Genomic DNA, 20,390 nt, shown 5'->3' on the forward strand with positions numbered 1-20,390 from the left:
CATTCACCTTCTATTCTAATATGTCGCCAACACGCAGCCCATAACCACAAGTAAAGTCACTTGCGCTCATACGCCTTTTACTGTCAGGCTGAATTTCTAAAACTTCTAGCATTCCCTGCCCTGCTTCTACTACAAAACCATCTGCAGTAATCTTTGTTATTCTACCAGGATGAGTTACTACCTCGTCAGACGGATAAACCCTAGTCCGCCAGGTTTTTAGGTTTTTACCTTGGTAACAACAATAAGCACCGGGCCAAGGATTGAGTCCCCTGACTAAGTTATGTATATCTAACGCTGACGCTTGCCACTTAATACGCTCTAATTCTCTATTTAGCATAGAAGCATAGGTAGCAGATGCATGATTTTGTGCCGTACGCGGTGCTTTATTACCCGCAATTAATTTTATTGTTTCACTAAGAACGTTAGCACCAACACACTTCAACTTATCATGAATGTCCCCAGTCGTTTCCGTTTCTCCAATGGATACCTCTTCCTTTAGTATCATATCACCAGTATCCATTCCAATGTCCATATACATAGTAGTAACACCTGTAATTTTATCCCCTTTAATAACGGACCAATGAATCGGTGCAGCTCCACGATAAAGAGGCAATAAGGAGGCATGCACGTTAATACAACCTAATAAAGGTAAATCTAATATACTTTTAGGTAGTAATTGTCCAAATGCAACAACAATAATAATATCCGGTTTTAATAAAGATAATTCAGCTTGGAACGCAGCCTCTTTTACTTTAGCTGGTTGCAAAACAGGTAAACCATAACTTAGTGCTGCTTGTTTGACTGGCGATTCAGCTAATTTCTGCCCCCGCCCTTTGGGACGATCTGGCTGGGTTACTACTGCAATAACATTATAGTTATCTGCCATTAATTTATCCAAACAAGGGACGGCAAAATCTGGCGTCCCCATAAATACCACACGTAAATTTGACATCTTATTTACCCCTATGAATGGTTTGCGCTTTTTCAATAAATAATATGCCATCCAGATGATCAATTTCATGCTGTAAGGCTCTAGATAACAAACCAGTTCCTGTAATACTTATATTTTTCCCAAAACGGTTTAACCCAGTCACTGTAACTTCCGCAAATCGTTCTACTTCGCCAAAAACACCTGGTATACTTAGACAACCTTCATTTCCCAGTTCACAGCCTTCACTTTTCGTAATAACTGGATTTATTAGTTCAATCAACTCTTCATTTACATCAATCACGATCACTCTAAGAGACACACCGACTTGGGGTGCTGCCAAGCCTACTCCATCGGCACTATACATTGTCTGTGCCATATCATCAAGAAGTTTCCTAATTCTTTTATCAACATGTAACACTGGCTCCGCTTTCGTTTTTAATACCTTATCGCCAGCTTTTCGAACTTCCATTATAGCCATAAAAACCTCCTAGTGGATAAATCATGCCAAAATTCTATCATAGAAACATATAAAAATCCACGTTTAATATAAACAATATTTTTCACATAATACTAACTGGTTCAACATCAATAATAATATCTGGTCGCGAAGTTAGGCCCATCGCAACTATATGAGGCTTTACGTCCACAAGATTGTCTGTTTTTACAATGATATTCATACGAAAAATATCATTTACCTTAGCAACAGGGGCTGGAAATGGCCCTATTACTTCTATATTTTTATTTTCTTTTACTAGACTTCGTAATTCTGTTATTAGCTTATCAGCTTGATTACGAGCCTTTCCTTCCTCATCAGCCTGAACTGTAAGTTTAAGAATTTGACCATAGGGTGGGTAAGAAAGGGCTTTACGAAAACCGATTTCAGCATCATAAAAGCTTCGGTAATCATGCTCAGCACCCGCTTTTACTGCATAATGCTCGGGATTATAAGTTTGAACTACAACTTTGCCTGCCTTCTCACCACGCCCTGCCCGACCTGCGGCCTGAGTTAATAAGGCAAACACACGCTCTGCTGCCCTAAAGTCAGGTAAATTCAATATACTATCAGCTGCTATGATACCCACTGCCGTAACACTTTTTACATCATGCCCTTTAGCTACCATTTGCGTACCAAGTAAAATATCATATTCGCCTTTTGAAAATCCATCTAAAATACGATCATAAGCCATCTTCCCGCCAGTAGTATCTTGGTCCATCCGCACTATACGTACATCCGGAAATAGTTTCATTAACTCTTCTTGCAATTTTTGCGTGCCTGTGCCAAAGAATCGAATATAACGACTACTGCATTCTGGACAAACATCGGGCACCTCTTCAACACATTGGCAGTAATGACACTTCAGTTTTTTACCTATAGAATGGTACACTAAAGAAATATCACAATGCTTGCATCGTACAATATGCCCACATTCTCGACACATTACAAAGGTAGCATAACCACGACGATTCAATAAAATAATAGCCTGCTCACCACGGTTTATTGTCTCAGTTAGCAATTCTTGCAAAGGCAAGGAGATGACACTACGCCTTTTATTACGTAATTCTTCACGCATATCAACAATTGTAACAGCAGGCAACAACGCATTTGCAATCCGCTTTGACATAGAGAGCATTGTATGGTGCCCCTCTAAAGCTTGATAATATGTCTCAACTGATGGCGTAGCACTTCCCATTATTACCACTGCACCTGCCAAATTTGCTCTCATTAAAGCTACCTGTCTCGTATGGTAGCGCGGTGTTTCCTCTTGCTTGTAAGTAAATTCATGCTCTTCATCCATTATAATTATTCCGACATCTACCAAAGGTGCAAAAATTGCTGAACGAGCACCAATAACAATACCTGCTTCTTTTCTACGAAGACGCTGCCAAGCATCATAACGTTCACCAGTAGATAGTTTACTATGCATGACTACCACATCATCACCAAACCTAGCCTTAAATCGTGAGACAATTTGGCTTGTAAGGGCAATTTCAGGGACTAAAACAATAGCCTGACGGTAATTTTGACGAGCTACTGCCACTGCTTCAATGTAGACTTGGGTTTTACCACTTCCAGTAATACCATGAAGTAAAAAAGACTCAAATTCCTTGGCTTGCATTTTTGGTATAATTTTTCCCAATACCTGCTGTTGTTCAGTCGTTAATGAAACGGTATTTTTTGTTTCAGATAAATCAGCATAACTATCACGAACTATCTGAACTTTTTCAATTTTAACAATGCCCTCTTGTACCAATTTTTTGACAGTATCATAACTAGTATTACTTTTTTTCAGGTCATCGTAAGAAAGCTGCCCATACTCTATTAAATAATTCAACAAACGGCATTGTGCTGGTTTTCTAACTAAACTGCTAATAAGCGTTTTGGCGGATTCAATAGATACATCTAAATAGATTACACTTTTATAAAGATGTGTACCAGTCTTTTTTCCGATTGACTCTCCTACTATTACTTTCTTACGTAGTAAATATTGTATGACTTTTAATACACCAGCACCAAACTGTTTTTCTAATTTGGATGAAAGTACCGATCTCTGCTCATATATATATAATAATACTTGGTAATATTCTGCTGATTTAGCTAATAACTCAGTTAATGTTTTCTGAATATCCTGATCAGTGCCTACTGAATAAAGTGTAACACTTTTTATGCCTGATTTCCCTGGAATAAACAAACGCATCGCATCAACTAAATTACAAAGATAATATTCACTAATACACCTAGCAGTATGCATCATATGCTCATCAAACCATATGTCATTATCCAATGTATCTAAAATAGGTTTTAGGTTAATTATATCAGAATCTTCACCCTGAGTAATATCAATAATAAAACCCTCTAATTTGCGATTGCCAAAAGGCACTAATACACGCCAACCTACAGCAACGCAATCTAAGTGTTCAGGAATATGATATGAAAAAGCTTTGTTAATGTTTTTAGTTGTAAGATTTACTAAAACTTGTGCTATACGTTGCATTGTTACCACCATTCCATGATACTTAATAAAATTAAAAAGGGGGAATCTCACTGAGTCCCCCTTTTATCATTAGCTATACCTATAAAATTCGTATGATGAGATAAAAACCCTGCAAGAAATTATTAAAAATTAAAGATTTGCTTCCTTACGTAAAATTTCTGCTTTATCGGTGCGTTCCCAAGGCAAATCAATATCAGTACGGCCAAAGTGTCCGTAAGCTGCTGTTTGGCGATAAATCGGACGACGCAAGTCCAAGGTTTTTATAATGCCAGCTGGGCGCAAATCAAAATGTTTTTTAATCAGCTCGGCAATCAGTTTTTCATCTACTTTAGCCGTCCCAAAAGTCTCTACCATAATCGAAACTGGATGCGCCATACCAATAGCATAAGCTAACTGGATCTCACATTTATCTGCTAATCCTGCAGCAACTACGTTTTTGGCAACGTAACGAGCCGCATAGGCAGCTGAGCGATCTACTTTGGTACAATCCTTACCAGAGAATGCACCGCCACCATGACGTGCCATTCCACCATATGTATCAACAATGATTTTACGGCCAGTCAAACCAGCATCGCCTTGAGGTCCACCTATTACAAAACGACCTGTTGGGTTAATATAGTATTTTGTATTTGCATCTAATAGATGAGCTGGAACAATTGGTACAATAACTTTTTCAATCAAATCTTTTTCAATAGTTGCTAATTCAACTTCAGGACCGTGCTGGGTTGAAATTACGATCGTATCGACACGAAGAGGTTTTCCATCTTCATATTCTACCGTTACTTGTGTTTTTCCATCAGGACGTAAATAATCAACTTCTTCATTTTTACGGACTTCTGTTAAACGACGCGCTAACTTATGTGCTAAAGATATTGTCAATGGCATATACTCTGGAGTTTCATTGGTTGCGTAACCAAACATCATTCCTTGGTCACCAGCACCGATTGCTTCAATATCATCCATTTGTCCTTGTTTTGCTTCTAGCGCCTTGTCAACACCCATCGCAATATCAGCGGATTGCTCACCTATGGAAACCAATACACCACAAGTGTCGCCATCAAAGCCATATTTTGCACGTGTATAGCCAATTTCTTTAATTGTATCACGTACTATCTTAGGAATATCCACATAACAATTCGTTGTTATTTCGCCAACTACATGTACTTGACCTGTTGTCAACAAAGTCTCACATGCTACCCGTCCCATAGGGTCTTTCGCCATTATGGCATCTAATACACCATCTGAAATCTGATCCGCCATTTTATCAGGATGTCCTTCAGTAACAGACTCTGAAGTAAATAATACGCGTTTTTTTTCCACAATTTTTACCTCCAATAATTAATAAAAAAACTCCCCTAAGGGAGGGTGATGTTACTGTCACTCTCCCATCTTGCGATCTTTACCGCAGGAATTGGCACCGTTTTTGGATATTCCAAATGGTTGCCGCGGTTTCATTGGGCCATTCCCTCCACCATCTCTTGATGAGCCAATATATAATTCTGCCAAATCAAATTTTAAAGTAAAATAGAACAAAAATCAACCTATTTTCGACATTCTATGTGAATTTTATCCAAAATAACTTCTGCTAGCCTTTTTTTAGACATTTGAGGCAATTCTTCTATACGACCATCACGGTACAACAATTTTGCTATATTCGTGTCCGTATTAAATCCGGCGCCAGGTATAGTAACATCATTAGCGACAATCATATCTAAATTTTTTCTTGTTAATTTATCTTGTGCATGAACTAGTAAATCCTGAGTTTCAGCAGCAAAACCAACCAATATCTGATGTTTCTTTAGGCGCCCAAGCTGTAGTAAGATATCCGGATTTTTCTCTAGTATCAGATGTAGCGTCTCACCAGTCTTTTTAATTTTATGCTCCGACATACTCTGTGGACGATAATCCGCTACTGCCGCTGCCTTTATCACAATATCACTTTCCGCAAAATGAGCCACTACGGCATCCTGCATCTGTGATGCTGATTGTACAAATTCTATTGTAACACCAGGTGGCGAAACCAAATGAGTGGGTCCCGATATTAAAGTGACTTTTGCTCCCCTGTGCGCAGCAACCTCCGCCAATGCATAGCCCATTTTCCCACTAGAGCGGTTACCGATATATCTTACGGGATCAATTGCCTCCTGCGTTCCACCTGCAGTAATTAATATCTTTTTCCCTGTAAAATCATGATTGGTTTTTAGTATCTCAATTACCTTTCCTACAATAGCCTCTGGTTCAGGTAAACGTCCTACACCCTCTGTACCACATGCTAGCTTACCACAATCTGGATCCATAAAGTAATAATCTAATTGAGTCAGCTTGCTAATATTTTGCTGAACAATGCTATTTAAATACATATTCGTATTCATAGCTGGCACCATTAAGATTGGTGCCGTTGTCGCCATAACAGTAGTAGATAACATATCATCCGCTATACCATTGGCTATTTTACCAATAATATTTCCCGTTGCAGGAGCCAATAAAAATAAATCTGCTCTACTAGCTAATGCAATATGTTCAACATTCCAATTGGTAGCTTCTGCCCACATATCAACTACAACCGGATGTCCACTTATTTCTCGGAAAGTCAACGGGGTAAGAAAGTTAGTCGCTGCCTTAGTCATAATAACATATATGTTGGCGCCCTGTTTTTTTAGACGGCTAACGACATCCACTACTTTATAAGCAGAAATACCACCAGCTACGCCAACAACAATATTCTTTCCCTTTAACATAACGACCTCCTACTTTATACCACTTTTGGTCCGTTCATAGGATATTTTATCTTGCGCTACTTCCTCTAAGGCAATGGTAACTTGCTTATTCGACTTGCTCTCAACCATGGGTACTGAACCGTCCATAAGTTCTCGAGCACGCTTAGCCGCAAGCACAACCAATGTATATTTACTATCAACTTTAGTCACTAAAACATCTAATGATGGATGAATCATAGTAGTCCCCCTAAGTTTTATTTATTAAAATTAGTTAATATTTCTTCCACTATATTGTCATTACGTACCACTTGGCACTTTTCTGCAGTAATAATTGATAAAACCTTGTTTGTTGCTTCTTGCACCTCATCATTTACTACTATGTAGTTATAATTATGTACGTATGTCAATTCATTATTAACACAACTGAGCCTTTTCTTTATCACATCCAAACTGTCAGTACCTCTTTTATGAATGCGATTCGCTAGCTCATCCAAGGACGGTGGTGCAATATAGATAAACACTCCTTGGGGGAATCTTTTTTTTATCTGCGTAGCTCCCTGTGCATCTATTTCTAAGACAACATCCTTACCATTTTGTAATAAATCCTTTACTTGACGGCATGGTGTTCCATAAAAATTGCCATAAACTTCAGCCCATTCCAACAACTCATCATTTTTTATCATATTCTCAAATTCTTCACGAGAAACAAACCAGTAATTAACCCCATGTTTTTCTCCTACACGTGCTGCCCGTGTAGTGGCAGATATGGAATAGTTTAATTCAGGATATCTACGCAGCAATTCTTGACAAATTGTCCCTTTACCTGCTCCAGATGGACCAGATAAAACAAGTAAAATTCCCTCTTTTGTCATACATGCTGCTCCTTTCATCATCTGCTATTCTGCAGTGTCCTCGCTAGTTTCTTTGCTGGCAAGGCGATGAGCTACGGTTTCAGGCTGCACTGCGGATAAAATTACATGATCACTGTCAGTAATAATTACAGCTCTAGTACGTCTTCCATAAGTTGCATCAATTAACATTCCTCTGTCACGAGCTTCTTGAATAATTCTTTTAATTGGCGCCGATTCAGGACTAACAATAGAAATGATTCTATTCGCAGATACAATATTACCAAAACCAATATTGATAAGTTTTATTTCCATAAAAAATCCCCCTTATTTTTTATATCGTTAGCATCTACCTATGGTTCTCTATTTGATTCTACTCTACATTTTGAATCTGTTCTCTGACTTTTTCAATTTCACTTTTAATTTCTACGACTATGTTGGCTACTGTAAAATCATTCGCTTTAGAAGCAATTGTATTCGTTTCACGATTAATCTCCTGCACGATGAAATCTAATTTTCTCCCTACTGCCTCGTCAATATGTAATGCAGTATGGAATTGTGCCAAATGACTTTTTAAACGCACTAACTCCTCGGTTATATTCGTTTTATCAGCAAATATCGCTGCTTCCTGTACCAATCTGCCGACGTCAGGTTCTTCTCCTATCATCCCCAATAAATCACGCATACGTCCCAATATCTTTTCCCGGTACTCTACTAAAACTTGAGGAGCACGCTCTTCTACTGAATTAATATATGATTCAATCACTGCGATGCGCGCTATCAAATCTTGCTGAATATTTAACCCTTCTGTTATACGCATCTGCATGAGATTATTGACCGCTATAGAAACGGCTTGAGACAATTTAGGCCACAAAGATAAAGCATCTTCTGTTACTTCCTCAGCTCGAATAACATCAGGATATTTTGCTATTTGATAAATTCTATCCTTTACTGGCATAGCAAATAATTCTGATAATTCATCTAAAGCTTTATTATAAGCCACTGCTAATTCTTTGTCAATCCGAACAGCTCTTTTCTTTTCTCCATACTCGTCTATTGTTATAAAAACATCAATACGGCCTCTTACTAGTGCACTGGATACACTGCGCCGAATTTTATCTTCAAGTGGGCCTAAATTCTTAGGCATACGAATAACGATTTCATTATAACGATGATTTACAGCTTTAATTTCTACAATTAGTCTGTATTCATTATCCATATATTCGCCACGACCAAACCCAGTCATACTTTTTATCACACTAAGCGGCTCCTTTCTTTGCACATTTTTATTATTAACGATAATATTACAATTATCCAAATCTCTTTAAATACTTCTCCATACTTTCCCTAAATCCCTTTTTCGCTCATTATCTAGGTATACCATTCTTTAAATAATCTTTTATTTTATCTTTGCAATATCAAAGTAGAAAGAATGTTCTATTTTATCGTTTGTTTTAATCAGTAATATAATAGGAATATCAAGTACAATGTCTTTTTCTATAAAATAAAAGTAACATTGAGCAGTAAACGTATTTTGTCCTGATTCTCCAGTATTCTTTTCGGCTTTAGAAGGAATTACCACCTGATACGCCTTAATTTCTTTCCCAGCCTGTTTAAGTACTACATTAGCGTTTTGAGTGAAATCCTGCTTCCCCCCAAACAAAACTGTACTAAAGCTTAATAAACCTGAGTAATCTGCCAATATACTTTCACTATCTAACGCAGTAACATTACGCCCTAATAAATTCTTTTCTCGAGCGTCTGTTGCTATGAGCAAAAAGGAAGTGTATAAATAGGAGCGTTCTGCTGTATCATTTAATTTTATCGCTTTCTCTTCATAAGACATCCATGGCAGCAAGAAATCCTTTAATTGATTTTGTGCATTCGATTTACCATAATCCTGCGCCTCTTTTATAACATCAATATTAACCGGAGATATTGCAAAAGCCTGACTAAATGATAGTAATAAAAAAATCACTGTCAAAGTAAAAAACCTCACTATAGCACCTCCCTACTCTTATGAGGTATATTATTACACCACAAATAGAAAAATTCCTTTCAAATAAAAAAATCCAACTCCTAATTTTTAGAGAAGTTGGACTTTTCTTTATTATCTAGAAAACTCAAAGATACTTGCCACGAAAAACTTCTACTGCTGGGCCAGACATATAAATATGATTATCCAAACCCCATTCAATAAACAAAGTACCCCCATCTAATTCAATTGTAGCTTGCCGATCTGCTTTACCATTGAGTACCGCTGCTACTAATGTAGCACAAGTTCCTGTACCACAGGCCATAGTAACACCAGCACCGCGTTCCCAAACACGCATACGTAATTTTTGCTTATTTAATACTTGCACGAATTCAACATTCGTTTTCTTCGGGAAGATAGGATCTGTCTCAATTTTTGGTCCAATTACAGATAGATCAACTAAAGTAAGGTCATCAACAAATATTATACAATGAGGATTTCCCATAGATACGCACGTAATGTTGTATTCAACATCGCCAACTCGTAATATTTCGTTAATTACCTGTTCATCAGCGTTCCCGTCCATTGGTATCTCACTTCGCTTAAGGCGTGGTTCTCCCATATCAACTCTTACGGTATCAAGTATACCATTGGTAAAAATTAATTCTGGTTTAATAATACCGGCTTTCGTTTCTAAAGTAATTTTTTTCTTATCTGTTAGGCCGTGCTCAAACACATAACGAGCCATGCACCGCGTGACATTACCACACATTTCAGCCTCACTACCGTCTGAATTGAAAATTCTCATTTTAAAGTCAGCTATTTCCGACTTTAATAATATAACTAATCCATCTGCTCCTATTCCAAAATGCCGGTCACAAACCTTAATCGCCATTTCTTCATAATTTTCAATACTTTCTTCCAATCCATTAACAATTACAAAATCATTTCCCAAACCATGCCATTTACTAAAATTAAACTTCATGTCCTATTCTCCTCATTTTAAACTTAAAATCTCAATTCTATTAATGTACCCGCCCCAAAACGGAACGAGGCACCCGCCTCCGAAAAAATAGATGTTTAATCGCACCTATAATAAAAGTCCACCCAGAAATGCACAGCACTACTAACCAATCCGACAAACCAAGAGGAATCGTAGCAAAAATTTCCCTCATAAAGGGATGATACACAACTAACAATTGCATAAACACAGAACATACCGTGGCAAAAATCAGATATTTATTTTTAAACATGCCAATTTCAAAGATACTAAACGTTTCGGACCGACAGTCAAAAACATGAAACATCTGACAAAAAACTAAAGTACAAAAGGCCATTGTTCTAGCCAGTGTTAAATCATTTTTCAAAAAATATACTCCTGCAAAAACCAATACTGTACTAATACCGATTTGAAAACCACGAGTAATGATTTTAAGGCTTAACCCACGAGAAAATACACTTTCTCGCGGCTGCCTTGGTGGTCTATTCATAATATCATGATTGTTAGGATCTACTCCTAAAGCCATAGCCGGTAGCCCATCAGTAACTAAATTAACCCATAAAATTTGTACGGGCAACAAGGGTAAAGGCAATCCAGCGAGTGTAGCAATAAACATGGTGAGCACTTCGCCTAAATTACAAGATAGCAAATAGCGAATAAATTTACGTATGTTATCATAAATACCGCGACCTTCTTCTACAGCAGCAACAATAGTAGCAAAATTATCATCCGCTAAAACCATCGCTGCTGCCTCTTTGGTAACATCAGTGCCTGTGAATCCCATCGCTATTCCAATGTCAGCTTCTTTGATAGCAGGTGCATCATTAACACCATCTCCAGTCATAGCTACAATATGCCCCTGACGTTTTAACGCTTTGACAATACGCAACTTATGCGTTGGGGATACACGAGCATATACGGTAACACTATTGATAATCTTAGCCAATTCGCCATCATTTAATTCATCGAGTTCATTACCAGTAAGAGCTTGGTTTTTCTCTTCTTTAAACATTTGCAGTTCCTTAGCAATTGCTACTGCGGTATTACGATGATCCCCCGTAATCATAATCGTCTTTATTCCAGCTTGCCGACATAAAGCAATTGCAGGCTTTACTTCTTGTCTAGGCGGATCAATCATACCAATCAAACCAACAAAAACTAAATCCTTTTCCAAATCTTCGCTTACATGACTGGCCTCCATCTTTGTAATCTGTCGGTAAGCCACGGCCAATACCCTAAGAGCCTGATCTGTCATGTTTTCATTTTGTTCCAGAATTTCGTTTTTTATAGCCGCAGAAAGCGGTGATTCGATGCTATTATTCATATAATGTTGACACATATCTAAAATAACATCCGGAGCACCTTTGACATAAATAACATTTTTGTTATTTTTCTCATAGAGAACCGACATTCGGCAACGTTCTGATTCAAAAGGGATTTCAGCTAAACGCCGCTGATTTTTCTCCATTTCACTGCGCCAAATATCTGCCTTAGCTGCCGCAATCACTAACGCACCTTCTGTAGGATCCCCTTCAATAGACCACCCACTGGTAGTTGCACGTCGCCATAAGCCACTTATTCCTATATTATTATGCTTTAAAATACTATTATTACATAATGCACCTATTTCTAAGCACTGTAGTAAACATTTATCCCTTTTAGGATCAAATTCCTGCTTATTGTATAAAAAATTCCCCTTTATTTCATAACCAGTCCCAGTTAGTTCATAATTTCGACCTACAACAAATACTTTTTGCACAGTCATAACATTTTGTGTAAGAGTACCCGTCTTATCAGAACAAATGACCGTAGTACAACCTAGTGTTTCAACTGCAGGTAACTTTCTTATTATCGCATTCCGTTTTATCATACGCTGCACACCTAATGCTAAAGCAACTGTAACGATGGCTGGTAACCCTTCTGGGATCGCAGCCACCGCCAAGCTAATACCTGCCATACACATTAAAAAAAGCGGCTCTCCTTTAAGTACGCCAGTTACAACAACAATCACACAAATGATTAAACATCCCCACACCAGCCATCGCCCTAAAGATTCTAATCTCAGTTCAAGAGGTGTACTTTCATGCTTCACATCCTGAATCATATCTGCAATACGGCCAACTTCAGTGGCCATCCCAGTAGCACAAACTACTGCCTTACCTCGCCCCTTAATAATGCTTGTTCCAGCGTACACCATATTCTTACGATCACCAAGGGAACTAGTTTCCCCAATTTGTTTATCTGCTACCTTTCTAACAGATAATGATTCACCTGTTAATGTAGCTTCGTCCACCTCCATATTGTGTACATCGATTAATCTAGCATCAGCAGCAATTTTATCACCTGACTCTAAGACCATAATATCTCCTGGAACCATCTCACGGGCCGCTATTTGCTGTAAAATACCGTTACGAATAACATGACTCATCGGTGCAACCATCGTTCTTAACGCATCCATAGATTTCTCTGCACGATGTTCTTGAAGAAATCCTAATATAGCATTGATTAGCACAATAGACAAAATAGTTGCTGCATCAGCATATTCCCCTAAAAATGCTGAAATCAAAGTGGCAGCTAGTAAAACCAAAACCATAAAATCCTGGAATTGAGCAAAAAATCGTTTCCACCAAACGGGTTTTTGTTTTTCCACCAATTCATTATATCCAAATTCAGCTATTCTACTTTTCACTTCACTAGAAGATAATCCATCTTCTTGATCCGTTCTCCAAAAATCAATTGCCTCTTGTGCTGTACGTGTATACCACTTGTCAGTATCCACTATGCCACCTCACTTACTATGTGTTTTCTTATTCATGTTATTCCAAACGGCCCCTAATTAGACCTAAATTGACCGTGGAAACGCAAAATGGTATACTAGTGAAAATTATACTAAAGGTACATAGAGAAACCTATACCTATATCAGAATCAGTATATATAAATGGAGGAAGGGCATGAGTCTTGACGGAGTATCCTTATCAGCTTTACTTGCTGAATTAAATACAAAACTTACAGGCGGAAGAATTGACAAAGTTTTTCAGTCCGATAAATATACATTAATATTATGGATAAGACAATCGAATGAAAATCTACGCCTACTAATTTCAGTTAATCCAAAGCATCCTCGCATTCATCTGACTGCAGGCACTTTGGAAAATCCCGCTACACCTCCAGCCTTTTGCATGTTATTGCGAAAACATTTAGAAGGAGGGCGCATTGCTAGCATTCTTCAGCATAGTCTCGATAGAATCGCTTTAATGTCTATCGATTTCCGTAATGAAGATGGTACCATTATAACTAAATGCCTTATCTCTGAGTTAATGGGCAAACATAGCAATATTATCCTCACACAAGATCAGGTTATTATTGATGCTATTAAAAGAGTTGGTCTAAGTATCAGTCGCACCCGACAGGTTTTACCTCGAATGGAATATACCTACCCACCTGGTCAAATGCGCCTGAATTTTTTCGAGACTCCTATACCTGTTTTTTTTAATACGCTTAAGACACTCCAAACAACTCCTGTCACCAAAGCCATTATTCAAACAGGTATTGGTGTCGGACCTATAACTGCCAAAGAAATAATTTGGCGAGCTGGGCTACCTGCTGACATTCTAGTTGAAGCCTTAGATAATTCTGATATTATCGCTTTACAAGAAGCAACCGAGAGTATTATTACTCATTTAAAATCAAAAGAAATAGAACCTACAGTAATTGTTAATGCCGAAAATCAGCTAGTTGGTATTGCATCTTTCAACTTAGAACATTTAATACAAAAAAATACGAAACATCATTTTTTCACTATGAGTGAGGCTGTTGAATTCATAGATAGTCTTTCAGGGAAAAAAAAGCTTCCTGAACAAACTATTTTATTCAAGATTGTCACAGAAGAGAGCAACCGCTTACAACGAAAAAAGATAATTCTTACTAAAGAATTATCTGATGCGACATCTGCGGATTCCTTTCGAAAATTTGCTGATATTATCATGGCGAATCTTTATTCAATACCTGAAGATCAGAATCAGATCACCTTACCCGACTTATACCACGATTCCCCTGACGATAATCAAATAAGTATAGTTATTGACACTAAACTTTCCCCATTAGAAAATGCCCAATCTTATTATTCAAAATATAATAAATTAAAGAGGGCACAGGAATTACTCAAAGAGCAGCTCTTCCAATGCATACACGAAACATCCTATCTAGAAAGCATTTTAGTTGCCCTTGAACATGCTACAAACAGTTCTGAGCTTGCCGATATTCGCGAAGAATTGATTAATAGCGGTTATCTTAAAAAGGCTAGCAAACGCCGCATTCCAATTCCTGCTTCCAAGCCACTAACAATCACCACGCAGGATGGCCTAACCATTTTAGTTGGAAAAAATAATCGTCAAAATGACATTGTAACATTTAAACAAGCACAGCATAATGATATATGGTTTCATACAAAAGACATCCCAGGATCCCACGTTATTTTACGCTCCGGCAGCCAAACCCCATCATTACAGTCGCTTCAATTAGCAGCACATTTAGCTGCCTATTATAGCAAAGCCAGTCAATCATCTAATGTGCCAGTGGATTATACACAACGTCGTTATGTAAAAAAGCCCTCCGGTGCGAAACCTGGTTTTGTTATTTATGATCACCAAAGTACTATATATGTAACACCAGATGAAAACCTGGTTAACTCCGTATTAAAAAAGTCCTAAACAAACAATTTATAGAAAAAGACATTTCCTATCCCTACTACTGCGGGATAGGAAATGTCTTTTTTTATTCTACAATTTCTTTAATTACTACCTTATCCGCTTGATCAACAGGCATCAACTGGACACCTACTACTTCTTTACTGGAAGTAGGCACGTTCTTCCCTACATAATCCGCCCGAATTGGCAGCTCACGATGACCACGATCTACTAACACTGCTAGTTGTATAACCTTTGGTCTTCCAATATCAATAATCGCGTCAAGAGCAGCCCGCACAGTTCGTCCCGTATATAATACATCATCAATTAACACAATTGTTTTTCCACTAATATCAACAGGAATCTGCGTTTGATGTACGATAGGCTGATAACTAAGAGTAGACAAATCATCCCGATATAAGGTTATGTCTAAAATCCCTACCGGTAATTCTACTCCTTCGATTCTTGCTATTTCAATTGCTAATCGTTCTGCCAGAGGTACGCCACGAGTTCTAATTCCTACTAGTACTAAATCTTTTATCCCTTTATTGTTTTCAATAATTTCATGGGCAATACGAATGAGCCCCCGTCTGATCGCTTGTTCATCCATGATGACGGTCTTTTCTACTAAATTAACCATAAAAAGCCCTCCCTAATTATGTATTTTCCGTAACTCTCTTAAGATTAGTTCCATATCCTCAGGCAAGTTCGCCGTAAATATCATATTTTCCTCAGTAACAGGATGAACAATCTTTAACTCAGCTGAATGCAACGCTTGCCCTATAATAGAAAACTGTCTTCGATCAGGTCCATATTTGGGGTCACCAACTACTGGATGTCCAATGTAAGCCATATGCACCCTAATTTGATGCGTACGTCCCGTAAGTAACTTGCATTCTACCAGGGTGTAAGCCCCAAACCGCTCTATCACACGAAATTTTGTTGTTGCTTCTTTGCTATTTACAAACGTTACCGCCATCCTCTTACGATCTGTAGGATGACGACCAATAGGTGCTTTAATAACTCCCTGCTCTTCCTTAATATTACCATGCACTATAGCTAAATAACGCCGACTTGCTGAACGTTCTTTTATTTGTTTTGCTAAACTTATATGTGCTCTATCACTTTTCGCAACTACCATAACTCCTGAAGTATCTTTATCTAAACGATGGACTATCCCTGGGCGGGCAACCCCATTTATCCCTGATAAATCTTCGCAATGCTCTAATAACGCATTCACTAAAGTACCATTATAATTCCCTACAGCTGGATGCACTACCATGCCTCGGGATTTATTAACAATAATAATATCTTCATCTTCATACAAAACTTCAAGCGGAATTTCTTCAGGCATTAGCTCTAGGGGTTTTATTCCGGGCATGGTGACTTCAACACCATCTAAATATTGCACCTTATAATTAGACTTTACTAATTTTCCATTTACAGTAACATCGCCATTAACAATCAATCGCTGCACTGTAGAACGAGATACATCACTCATGTACTTAGTTAAAAACACATCCAAACGTTCGCCAATTTCGGCCTCATTCACCTTATAATGAATTAAATCAGTCATTTTTTATTTCATCCTCTTTATATAAATATATCATAGTAAAAATAATACAGCCAACACCGCATACAATGGCTGTATCGGCAATGTTAAATACTGGCCAAATCCGAAAATCAAAAAAATCAACTACATAACCTGTTTTTATGCGATCAATAACGTTTCCAATTGCCCCTCCTACTAGTAAACCTGTGCCAAAACGTAATAATCCATATTGCTTGGGAATACGGGGGTAAAAATAAATCGCTGCCCCTACCAAACTAACTGCCACGAATAAAAAAAACAGGGTTTGATGTTCAAACAAACCAAAAGCAGCACCTGGGTTCAAGACATAAGTAATATGAAAGATGTCCTGAATGACAGGAATAGACATACCAGGCAACATATGTACCAGGATGTAATTTTTTGAAAATTGATCAATTAATACAACAATCAGTACTACTAATAATATTGGCACAATTTTATCTCCTATCCAAAAATATATACTTTTTATCAAAAAACATTTGTCTTTTTTCCTACTACTGTATATCAGCAATAAAGTTCATATTATATATAATAAACAAAAATTGGTTAAACGTAAAGTTTTATACTAAATTATCCTTTACATCTAGCCAACTCCTCTTATGCTTTTTCAATTTTGTCCAAAAATTTCAGCAAAGGAACAATTTTGACAATGAGAGGAGCACCTCGCATCCAAACTTGTTGCCTAAAAACCTCCACAATCTCTTCTTTCGTTGCACCATTACGTACCGCTTTTAATAATTCTAATTTAGCGCGTGTATCATCTTCACTATATACAGCAGTAGCTAAGGCCATTAAATATCGATATTTAATGGGGATAACACCTTCACCCCATATTAAATGGTGATATTGGCTAATAAGATCCCCCATGTCTTCCCCTAGTTCATTAGCCCCTACATTACAAGGCGGAAAAAAACCAAATTGGTCTTTAAATATTTGCCTAATTTCTTCTGCTTCCATTTTAGCCATCTCCCTTTGTTTCTCAAAAACATTATTATCTCTAAACTTATTGACCTTATTATATTTTATACATTCCCCAAATACTGTGATTTATATCATAAGAAAAGACTTGGCTTAGGCCAAGTCCTCAGACGCAGGCAGAAGCCTTAGTCGTTCTTACTTGGAATCAAGGAAGTGTTATACTTTCTGATTCCGTAAAAAAGACTTAGCTTATGCCAAGTCCTAGTAAATTCATTTATTTGTATACGGAAATAAGTAAAAAAAAGAAAAGCCCAGAAATCTGGGCTTTTCTTATATTACACTTATTCTGGGCTGATTGCTCCTACTGGGCATGTTGCTGCACATGAACCACAGTCGATACACTTTTCATCAATAACATATTGTGCTTCGCCTTCAGAAATAGCTTCTACTGGACAAACAGCAGCACAAGCGCCACATGAAATACATTCGCTACTAATTTTATACATGAAAATCACCTCCTATGTAGATAACTGTATACTATTATACTATAGACTAGCAATAAATCACATAACTAATATTATTTTAATACGATATTTTTTTACATTATGCTTAATTTTTAGCAAACTAATCTCAATTCATTCTTCTCTGGAGAAAATTATCTTCTCTATCTCTTCTCGATAATGAAACAAAATAGCACCAATAACCACTAACAAAGAAGTTATTAAAATAGTTATGCTTATATTACGTGTAAGATTTTGACCAATGACAGAATATAATATAATTGCAGGAGCTTGCCCAATTGCGGTTGCAATTACAAATCTGCAAAATGAAAGTGTCGTTAATCCAACTCCATAACTCACCACCTTAAATGGAATAATCGGCGTTAAGCGCGTAATAAATACAACCCAAATACCATGCTTTCGCAGGTAAAGATCTATCATTTTTAAGTACTTACCCGTAATAAACTTTTCAACTACCGGACGACCATACCATCTTGCTATAGCAAAATCCAGACTAGCTCCTAGCAATGCGCCAACCCAAGAATATATTGCCCCAAAAGCCCATCCAAAAATCCAGGCATTTGCAATTGTAATAACTAAACCCGGAACAAAGGGTACTAAAGATTGTAATGTCATAAGCATAATGCTACAAATTGGCGCCCACACACCATAATCAAGAATAAATTGACGCAAACCATCAAGATTACGACGTTTTAAGTAAGTAACTCCATTTTCAAAGAATTCTCGTATTCCAGGTATATAAAAGTAAGCAATAGCAGCAACGACCAAGACACCAACCCGGTACAAAATAGCTCTTGTTCCCATCATTGGTCTTGCCATAAATAGAACCTCCTAGCCTTATCTACCAACAATACCTAGACTAAACATTTTACTCTTCTTTATATTATCTTATGCTTACATACAAACAATTCCTGCTAATATGCAAAAAACTGAGCTTAAGTTAAGCCCAGTTTTAATCATTTAATATGACTGAGTACTTTTTTAAAACGTTAATTATATTCTTATTTCTAACTATTTTTATCTTTATTATGTTCTAGTATATTTTCTTTCACAGGAATAGCATCTATAGGGTCAACAATTCCCTCATGTTCATCGCTAGCTGGGAATAGATCATTATAATCACTTGAACCGGGGAGATCTTGCGGAGAATCGGAGCTACCATAACGTAATACTGCCTGCAAAGCATCTTCACCATCAAAACCTACAAATTCATTCTTATCATCATCTAAAAAAGTTCGTTTGAATGGAGGCGTAAGAAGTTGTTCTTCTATCGGCCTGCGCGACAAGTCTAAACTATCATCTTCTTCTTGGCATTTTACGCACTCATTCGCCCAAGGAATTACCTCTAATCTAGAAACGGGTATCTTATTTCCACATTTACTACAATATTCGTAGTTCCCTTTTTTTATTTTTTCAAGAGCATTTTCTATTCTTTCTAATAAAACATGGGCATTGTCTCGCAATGCGAGATCTTTGCTTCGTTCAAATAATTCACCACTAATATCAGCCGGGTGGTTATCATATACGGATAATTCACCGATAGAATCCGATAAACTGTTTTCTAATCCGTTTTTTTCCAAGCGGGTAATCTGTTCAAGCAACCTTTTTTTCTCCAGATTCAAGTTTTTCATCAGTTCTTTACTTTTCTCAGCGTCCAAAGTACCCTCTCCTAATGAATAATCTTTGCTACATCTAGTACTCTTAACCTTTCCTTAGCAGGCGTATGCACTTCATTACTGTATCCCAGACAAATAATTGCGACTGCTCTAAGCCTAGGAGGAGCTTCTACAGCCTTTTGTACCTGAACCTCGTCGAAAGCCCCTATCCAGCATGTAGCAAGTCCCAATCCATGAGCCGCCAATATCATATTTTCTGCTGCAACTGCAGTATCCTGCAAACAATATAATTGAGCTCCACGTTCTCCGTATTTTTCATTAGAGCGTGCTGGGTCTGCTAATATCACAATACTAACTGGCGACTCTTCTACCTGATTTTCTCCAAAACAAGCTTTTGCTACCTTTTGCTTCACTTCTTGATTCTTGACTACATAAAAATACCAGGGTTGTAAATTACCAGCACTAGGAGCCCAACAACCTGCTTCTAAAATTCGTGTTAATGTAGGTTCTAGTATTTCCTGTTGTGTAAAATTTCGAACACTATGACTTTCCCTCATACAATCAAATACATCTTTTGTCATATTCATCACTCCT

General features: G+C 37.5%; 21 protein-coding genes and 1 riboswitch. Of the genes, 1 reads left to right on the forward strand and 20 read right to left on the reverse strand.

Features of this window, described 5'->3' with window-relative positions:
* Positions 1-10: 10 nt before the first annotated feature.
* The 12 genes from fmt to UFO1_RS12015 all read right to left on the reverse strand — a co-directional run bounded on the left by fmt (position 11) and on the right by UFO1_RS12015 (position 13,243).
* Positions 11-952, reverse strand: a complete 942-nt coding sequence (fmt, locus tag UFO1_RS11960) for a methionyl-tRNA formyltransferase (RefSeq protein WP_038671046.1) — start codon at positions 950-952, stop codon at positions 11-13.
* 1 nt (position 953) lies between these two features.
* Positions 954-1,409: a peptide deformylase gene (gene def, locus UFO1_RS11965; protein WP_038671048.1), complete on the reverse strand. Its 456-nt coding sequence runs from the start codon at positions 1,407-1,409 to the stop codon at positions 954-956.
* Positions 1,410-1,491: 82 nt separating this feature from the next.
* On the reverse strand, positions 1,492-3,924 hold the full coding sequence (priA, locus tag UFO1_RS11970; protein WP_038675150.1) for a primosomal protein N': 2,433 nt from the start codon (positions 3,922-3,924) through the stop codon (positions 1,492-1,494).
* A 129-nt stretch (positions 3,925-4,053) separates the two neighbouring features.
* Positions 4,054-5,244, reverse strand: coding sequence for a methionine adenosyltransferase (metK, locus tag UFO1_RS11975; RefSeq protein WP_038671050.1), 1,191 nt, complete (start codon positions 5,242-5,244; stop codon positions 4,054-4,056).
* 62 nt (positions 5,245-5,306) lie between these two features.
* A riboswitch (SAM riboswitch) is annotated at positions 5,307-5,412 on the reverse strand.
* A gap of 53 nt (positions 5,413-5,465) precedes the next feature.
* Positions 5,466-6,662, reverse strand: a complete 1,197-nt coding sequence (gene coaBC / locus UFO1_RS11980; protein ID WP_038671052.1) for a bifunctional phosphopantothenoylcysteine decarboxylase/phosphopantothenate--cysteine ligase CoaBC — start codon at positions 6,660-6,662, stop codon at positions 5,466-5,468.
* 9 nt (positions 6,663-6,671) lie between these two features.
* The gene (gene rpoZ / locus UFO1_RS11985; RefSeq protein WP_038671054.1) at positions 6,672-6,878 is read right to left on the reverse strand and encodes a DNA-directed RNA polymerase subunit omega; all 207 of its coding nucleotides are present in this window, start codon (positions 6,876-6,878) and stop codon (positions 6,672-6,674) included.
* 17 nt (positions 6,879-6,895) lie between these two features.
* Complete coding sequence (gene gmk, locus UFO1_RS11990) at positions 6,896-7,513, reverse strand: guanylate kinase (RefSeq protein ID WP_038671056.1); 618 nt, start codon at positions 7,511-7,513, stop codon at positions 6,896-6,898.
* A gap of 24 nt (positions 7,514-7,537) precedes the next feature.
* Positions 7,538-7,804, reverse strand: coding sequence for an extracellular matrix/biofilm regulator RemA (remA, locus tag UFO1_RS11995; protein WP_007934670.1), 267 nt, complete (start codon positions 7,802-7,804; stop codon positions 7,538-7,540).
* Positions 7,805-7,862: 58 nt separating this feature from the next.
* Positions 7,863-8,747, reverse strand: a complete 885-nt coding sequence (locus UFO1_RS12000; protein ID WP_038671059.1) for a YicC/YloC family endoribonuclease — start codon at positions 8,745-8,747, stop codon at positions 7,863-7,865.
* A 141-nt stretch (positions 8,748-8,888) separates the two neighbouring features.
* Positions 8,889-9,488 carry a hypothetical protein gene (locus UFO1_RS12005; protein WP_038671061.1) on the reverse strand — a complete coding sequence of 200 codons (600 nt, stop codon included), beginning with the start codon at positions 9,486-9,488 and terminating at the stop codon, positions 8,889-8,891.
* A gap of 124 nt (positions 9,489-9,612) precedes the next feature.
* On the reverse strand, positions 9,613-10,449 hold the full coding sequence (gene dapF, locus UFO1_RS12010; protein ID WP_038671063.1) for a diaminopimelate epimerase: 837 nt from the start codon (positions 10,447-10,449) through the stop codon (positions 9,613-9,615).
* 40 nt (positions 10,450-10,489) lie between these two features.
* A complete protein-coding gene (locus UFO1_RS12015; RefSeq protein WP_038671064.1) occupies positions 10,490-13,243 on the reverse strand; it encodes a calcium-transporting P-type ATPase, PMR1-type in 2,754 nt (917 codons plus the stop codon).
* Positions 13,244-13,416: 173 nt separating this feature from the next.
* On the opposite strand from UFO1_RS12015, the gene UFO1_RS12020 reads away from it, so the two are divergent.
* On the forward strand, positions 13,417-15,174 hold the full coding sequence (locus UFO1_RS12020; RefSeq protein ID WP_038671066.1) for an NFACT family protein: 1,758 nt from the start codon (positions 13,417-13,419) through the stop codon (positions 15,172-15,174).
* 64 nt (positions 15,175-15,238) lie between these two features.
* Here UFO1_RS12020 and pyrR read toward each other — a convergent pair whose 3' ends face one another.
* The 8 genes from pyrR to UFO1_RS12060 all read right to left on the reverse strand — a co-directional run bounded on the left by pyrR (position 15,239) and on the right by UFO1_RS12060 (position 20,377).
* A complete protein-coding gene (gene pyrR / locus UFO1_RS12025) occupies positions 15,239-15,790 on the reverse strand; it encodes a bifunctional pyr operon transcriptional regulator/uracil phosphoribosyltransferase PyrR (RefSeq protein ID WP_038671068.1) in 552 nt (183 codons plus the stop codon).
* A gap of 12 nt (positions 15,791-15,802) precedes the next feature.
* Positions 15,803-16,726 carry an RluA family pseudouridine synthase gene (locus UFO1_RS12030; RefSeq protein WP_038671070.1) on the reverse strand — a complete coding sequence of 308 codons (924 nt, stop codon included), beginning with the start codon at positions 16,724-16,726 and terminating at the stop codon, positions 15,803-15,805.
* Positions 16,719-17,174, reverse strand: a complete 456-nt coding sequence (gene lspA, locus UFO1_RS12035) for a signal peptidase II (protein ID WP_038671072.1) — start codon at positions 17,172-17,174, stop codon at positions 16,719-16,721. The genes UFO1_RS12030 and lspA overlap by 8 nt, the downstream gene beginning before the upstream one ends.
* A gap of 164 nt (positions 17,175-17,338) precedes the next feature.
* Positions 17,339-17,698 carry a carboxymuconolactone decarboxylase family protein gene (locus UFO1_RS12040; protein WP_038671074.1) on the reverse strand — a complete coding sequence of 120 codons (360 nt, stop codon included), beginning with the start codon at positions 17,696-17,698 and terminating at the stop codon, positions 17,339-17,341.
* A 302-nt stretch (positions 17,699-18,000) separates the two neighbouring features.
* Entirely contained in the window at positions 18,001-18,165 is a 165-nt protein-coding gene (locus UFO1_RS12045) for a DUF362 domain-containing protein (RefSeq protein WP_038671076.1), read from the reverse strand.
* Between the two features lie 129 nt (positions 18,166-18,294).
* Complete coding sequence (locus UFO1_RS12050; RefSeq protein ID WP_038671078.1) at positions 18,295-18,999, reverse strand: TVP38/TMEM64 family protein; 705 nt, start codon at positions 18,997-18,999, stop codon at positions 18,295-18,297.
* Between the two features lie 188 nt (positions 19,000-19,187).
* Positions 19,188-19,838, reverse strand: coding sequence for a TraR/DksA C4-type zinc finger protein (locus UFO1_RS12055; protein WP_051788918.1), 651 nt, complete (start codon positions 19,836-19,838; stop codon positions 19,188-19,190).
* 11 nt (positions 19,839-19,849) lie between these two features.
* Entirely contained in the window at positions 19,850-20,377 is a 528-nt protein-coding gene (locus UFO1_RS12060) for a nitroreductase family protein (protein WP_038671080.1), read from the reverse strand.
* Between the last annotated feature and the right edge of the window lie 13 nt (positions 20,378-20,390).

It is taken from the genome of Pelosinus sp. UFO1, assembly GCF_000725345.1.
Lineage (GTDB): Bacteria > Bacillota > Negativicutes > DSM-13327 > DSM-13327 > Pelosinus.

What these genes read in the sequence shown, in the direction of transcription:
- fmt (WP_038671046.1), bottom strand. Translation starts at nt 952, where the DNA reads ATGTCAAATTTACGTGTGGTATTTATGGGGACGCCAGATTTTGCCGTC.
- def (WP_038671048.1), bottom strand. Translation starts at nt 1,409, where the DNA reads ATGGCTATAATGGAAGTTCGAAAAGCTGGCGATAAGGTATTAAAAACG.
- priA (WP_038675150.1), bottom strand. Translation starts at nt 3,924, where the DNA reads ATGCAACGTATAGCACAAGTTTTAGTAAATCTTACAACTAAAAACATT.
- coaBC (WP_038671052.1), bottom strand. Translation starts at nt 6,662, where the DNA reads ATGTTAAAGGGAAAGAATATTGTTGTTGGCGTAGCTGGTGGTATTTCT.
- rpoZ (WP_038671054.1), bottom strand. Translation starts at nt 6,878, where the DNA reads ATGATTCATCCATCATTAGATGTTTTAGTGACTAAAGTTGATAGTAAA.
- gmk (WP_038671056.1), bottom strand. Translation starts at nt 7,513, where the DNA reads ATGACAAAAGAGGGAATTTTACTTGTTTTATCTGGTCCATCTGGAGCA.
- remA (WP_007934670.1), bottom strand. Translation starts at nt 7,804, where the DNA reads ATGGAAATAAAACTTATCAATATTGGTTTTGGTAATATTGTATCTGCG.
- dapF (WP_038671063.1), bottom strand. Translation starts at nt 10,449, where the DNA reads ATGAAGTTTAATTTTAGTAAATGGCATGGTTTGGGAAATGATTTTGTA.
- UFO1_RS12020 (WP_038671066.1), top strand. Translation starts at nt 13,417, where the DNA reads ATGAGTCTTGACGGAGTATCCTTATCAGCTTTACTTGCTGAATTAAAT.
- pyrR (WP_038671068.1), bottom strand. Translation starts at nt 15,790, where the DNA reads ATGGTTAATTTAGTAGAAAAGACCGTCATCATGGATGAACAAGCGATC.
- UFO1_RS12030 (WP_038671070.1), bottom strand. Translation starts at nt 16,726, where the DNA reads ATGACTGATTTAATTCATTATAAGGTGAATGAGGCCGAAATTGGCGAA.
- UFO1_RS12040 (WP_038671074.1), bottom strand. Translation starts at nt 17,698, where the DNA reads ATGGAAGCAGAAGAAATTAGGCAAATATTTAAAGACCAATTTGGTTTT.
- UFO1_RS12045 (WP_038671076.1), bottom strand. Translation starts at nt 18,165, where the DNA reads ATGTATAAAATTAGTAGCGAATGTATTTCATGTGGCGCTTGTGCTGCT.
- UFO1_RS12050 (WP_038671078.1), bottom strand. Translation starts at nt 18,999, where the DNA reads ATGGCAAGACCAATGATGGGAACAAGAGCTATTTTGTACCGGGTTGGT.
- UFO1_RS12060 (WP_038671080.1), bottom strand. Translation starts at nt 20,377, where the DNA reads ATGACAAAAGATGTATTTGATTGTATGAGGGAAAGTCATAGTGTTCGA.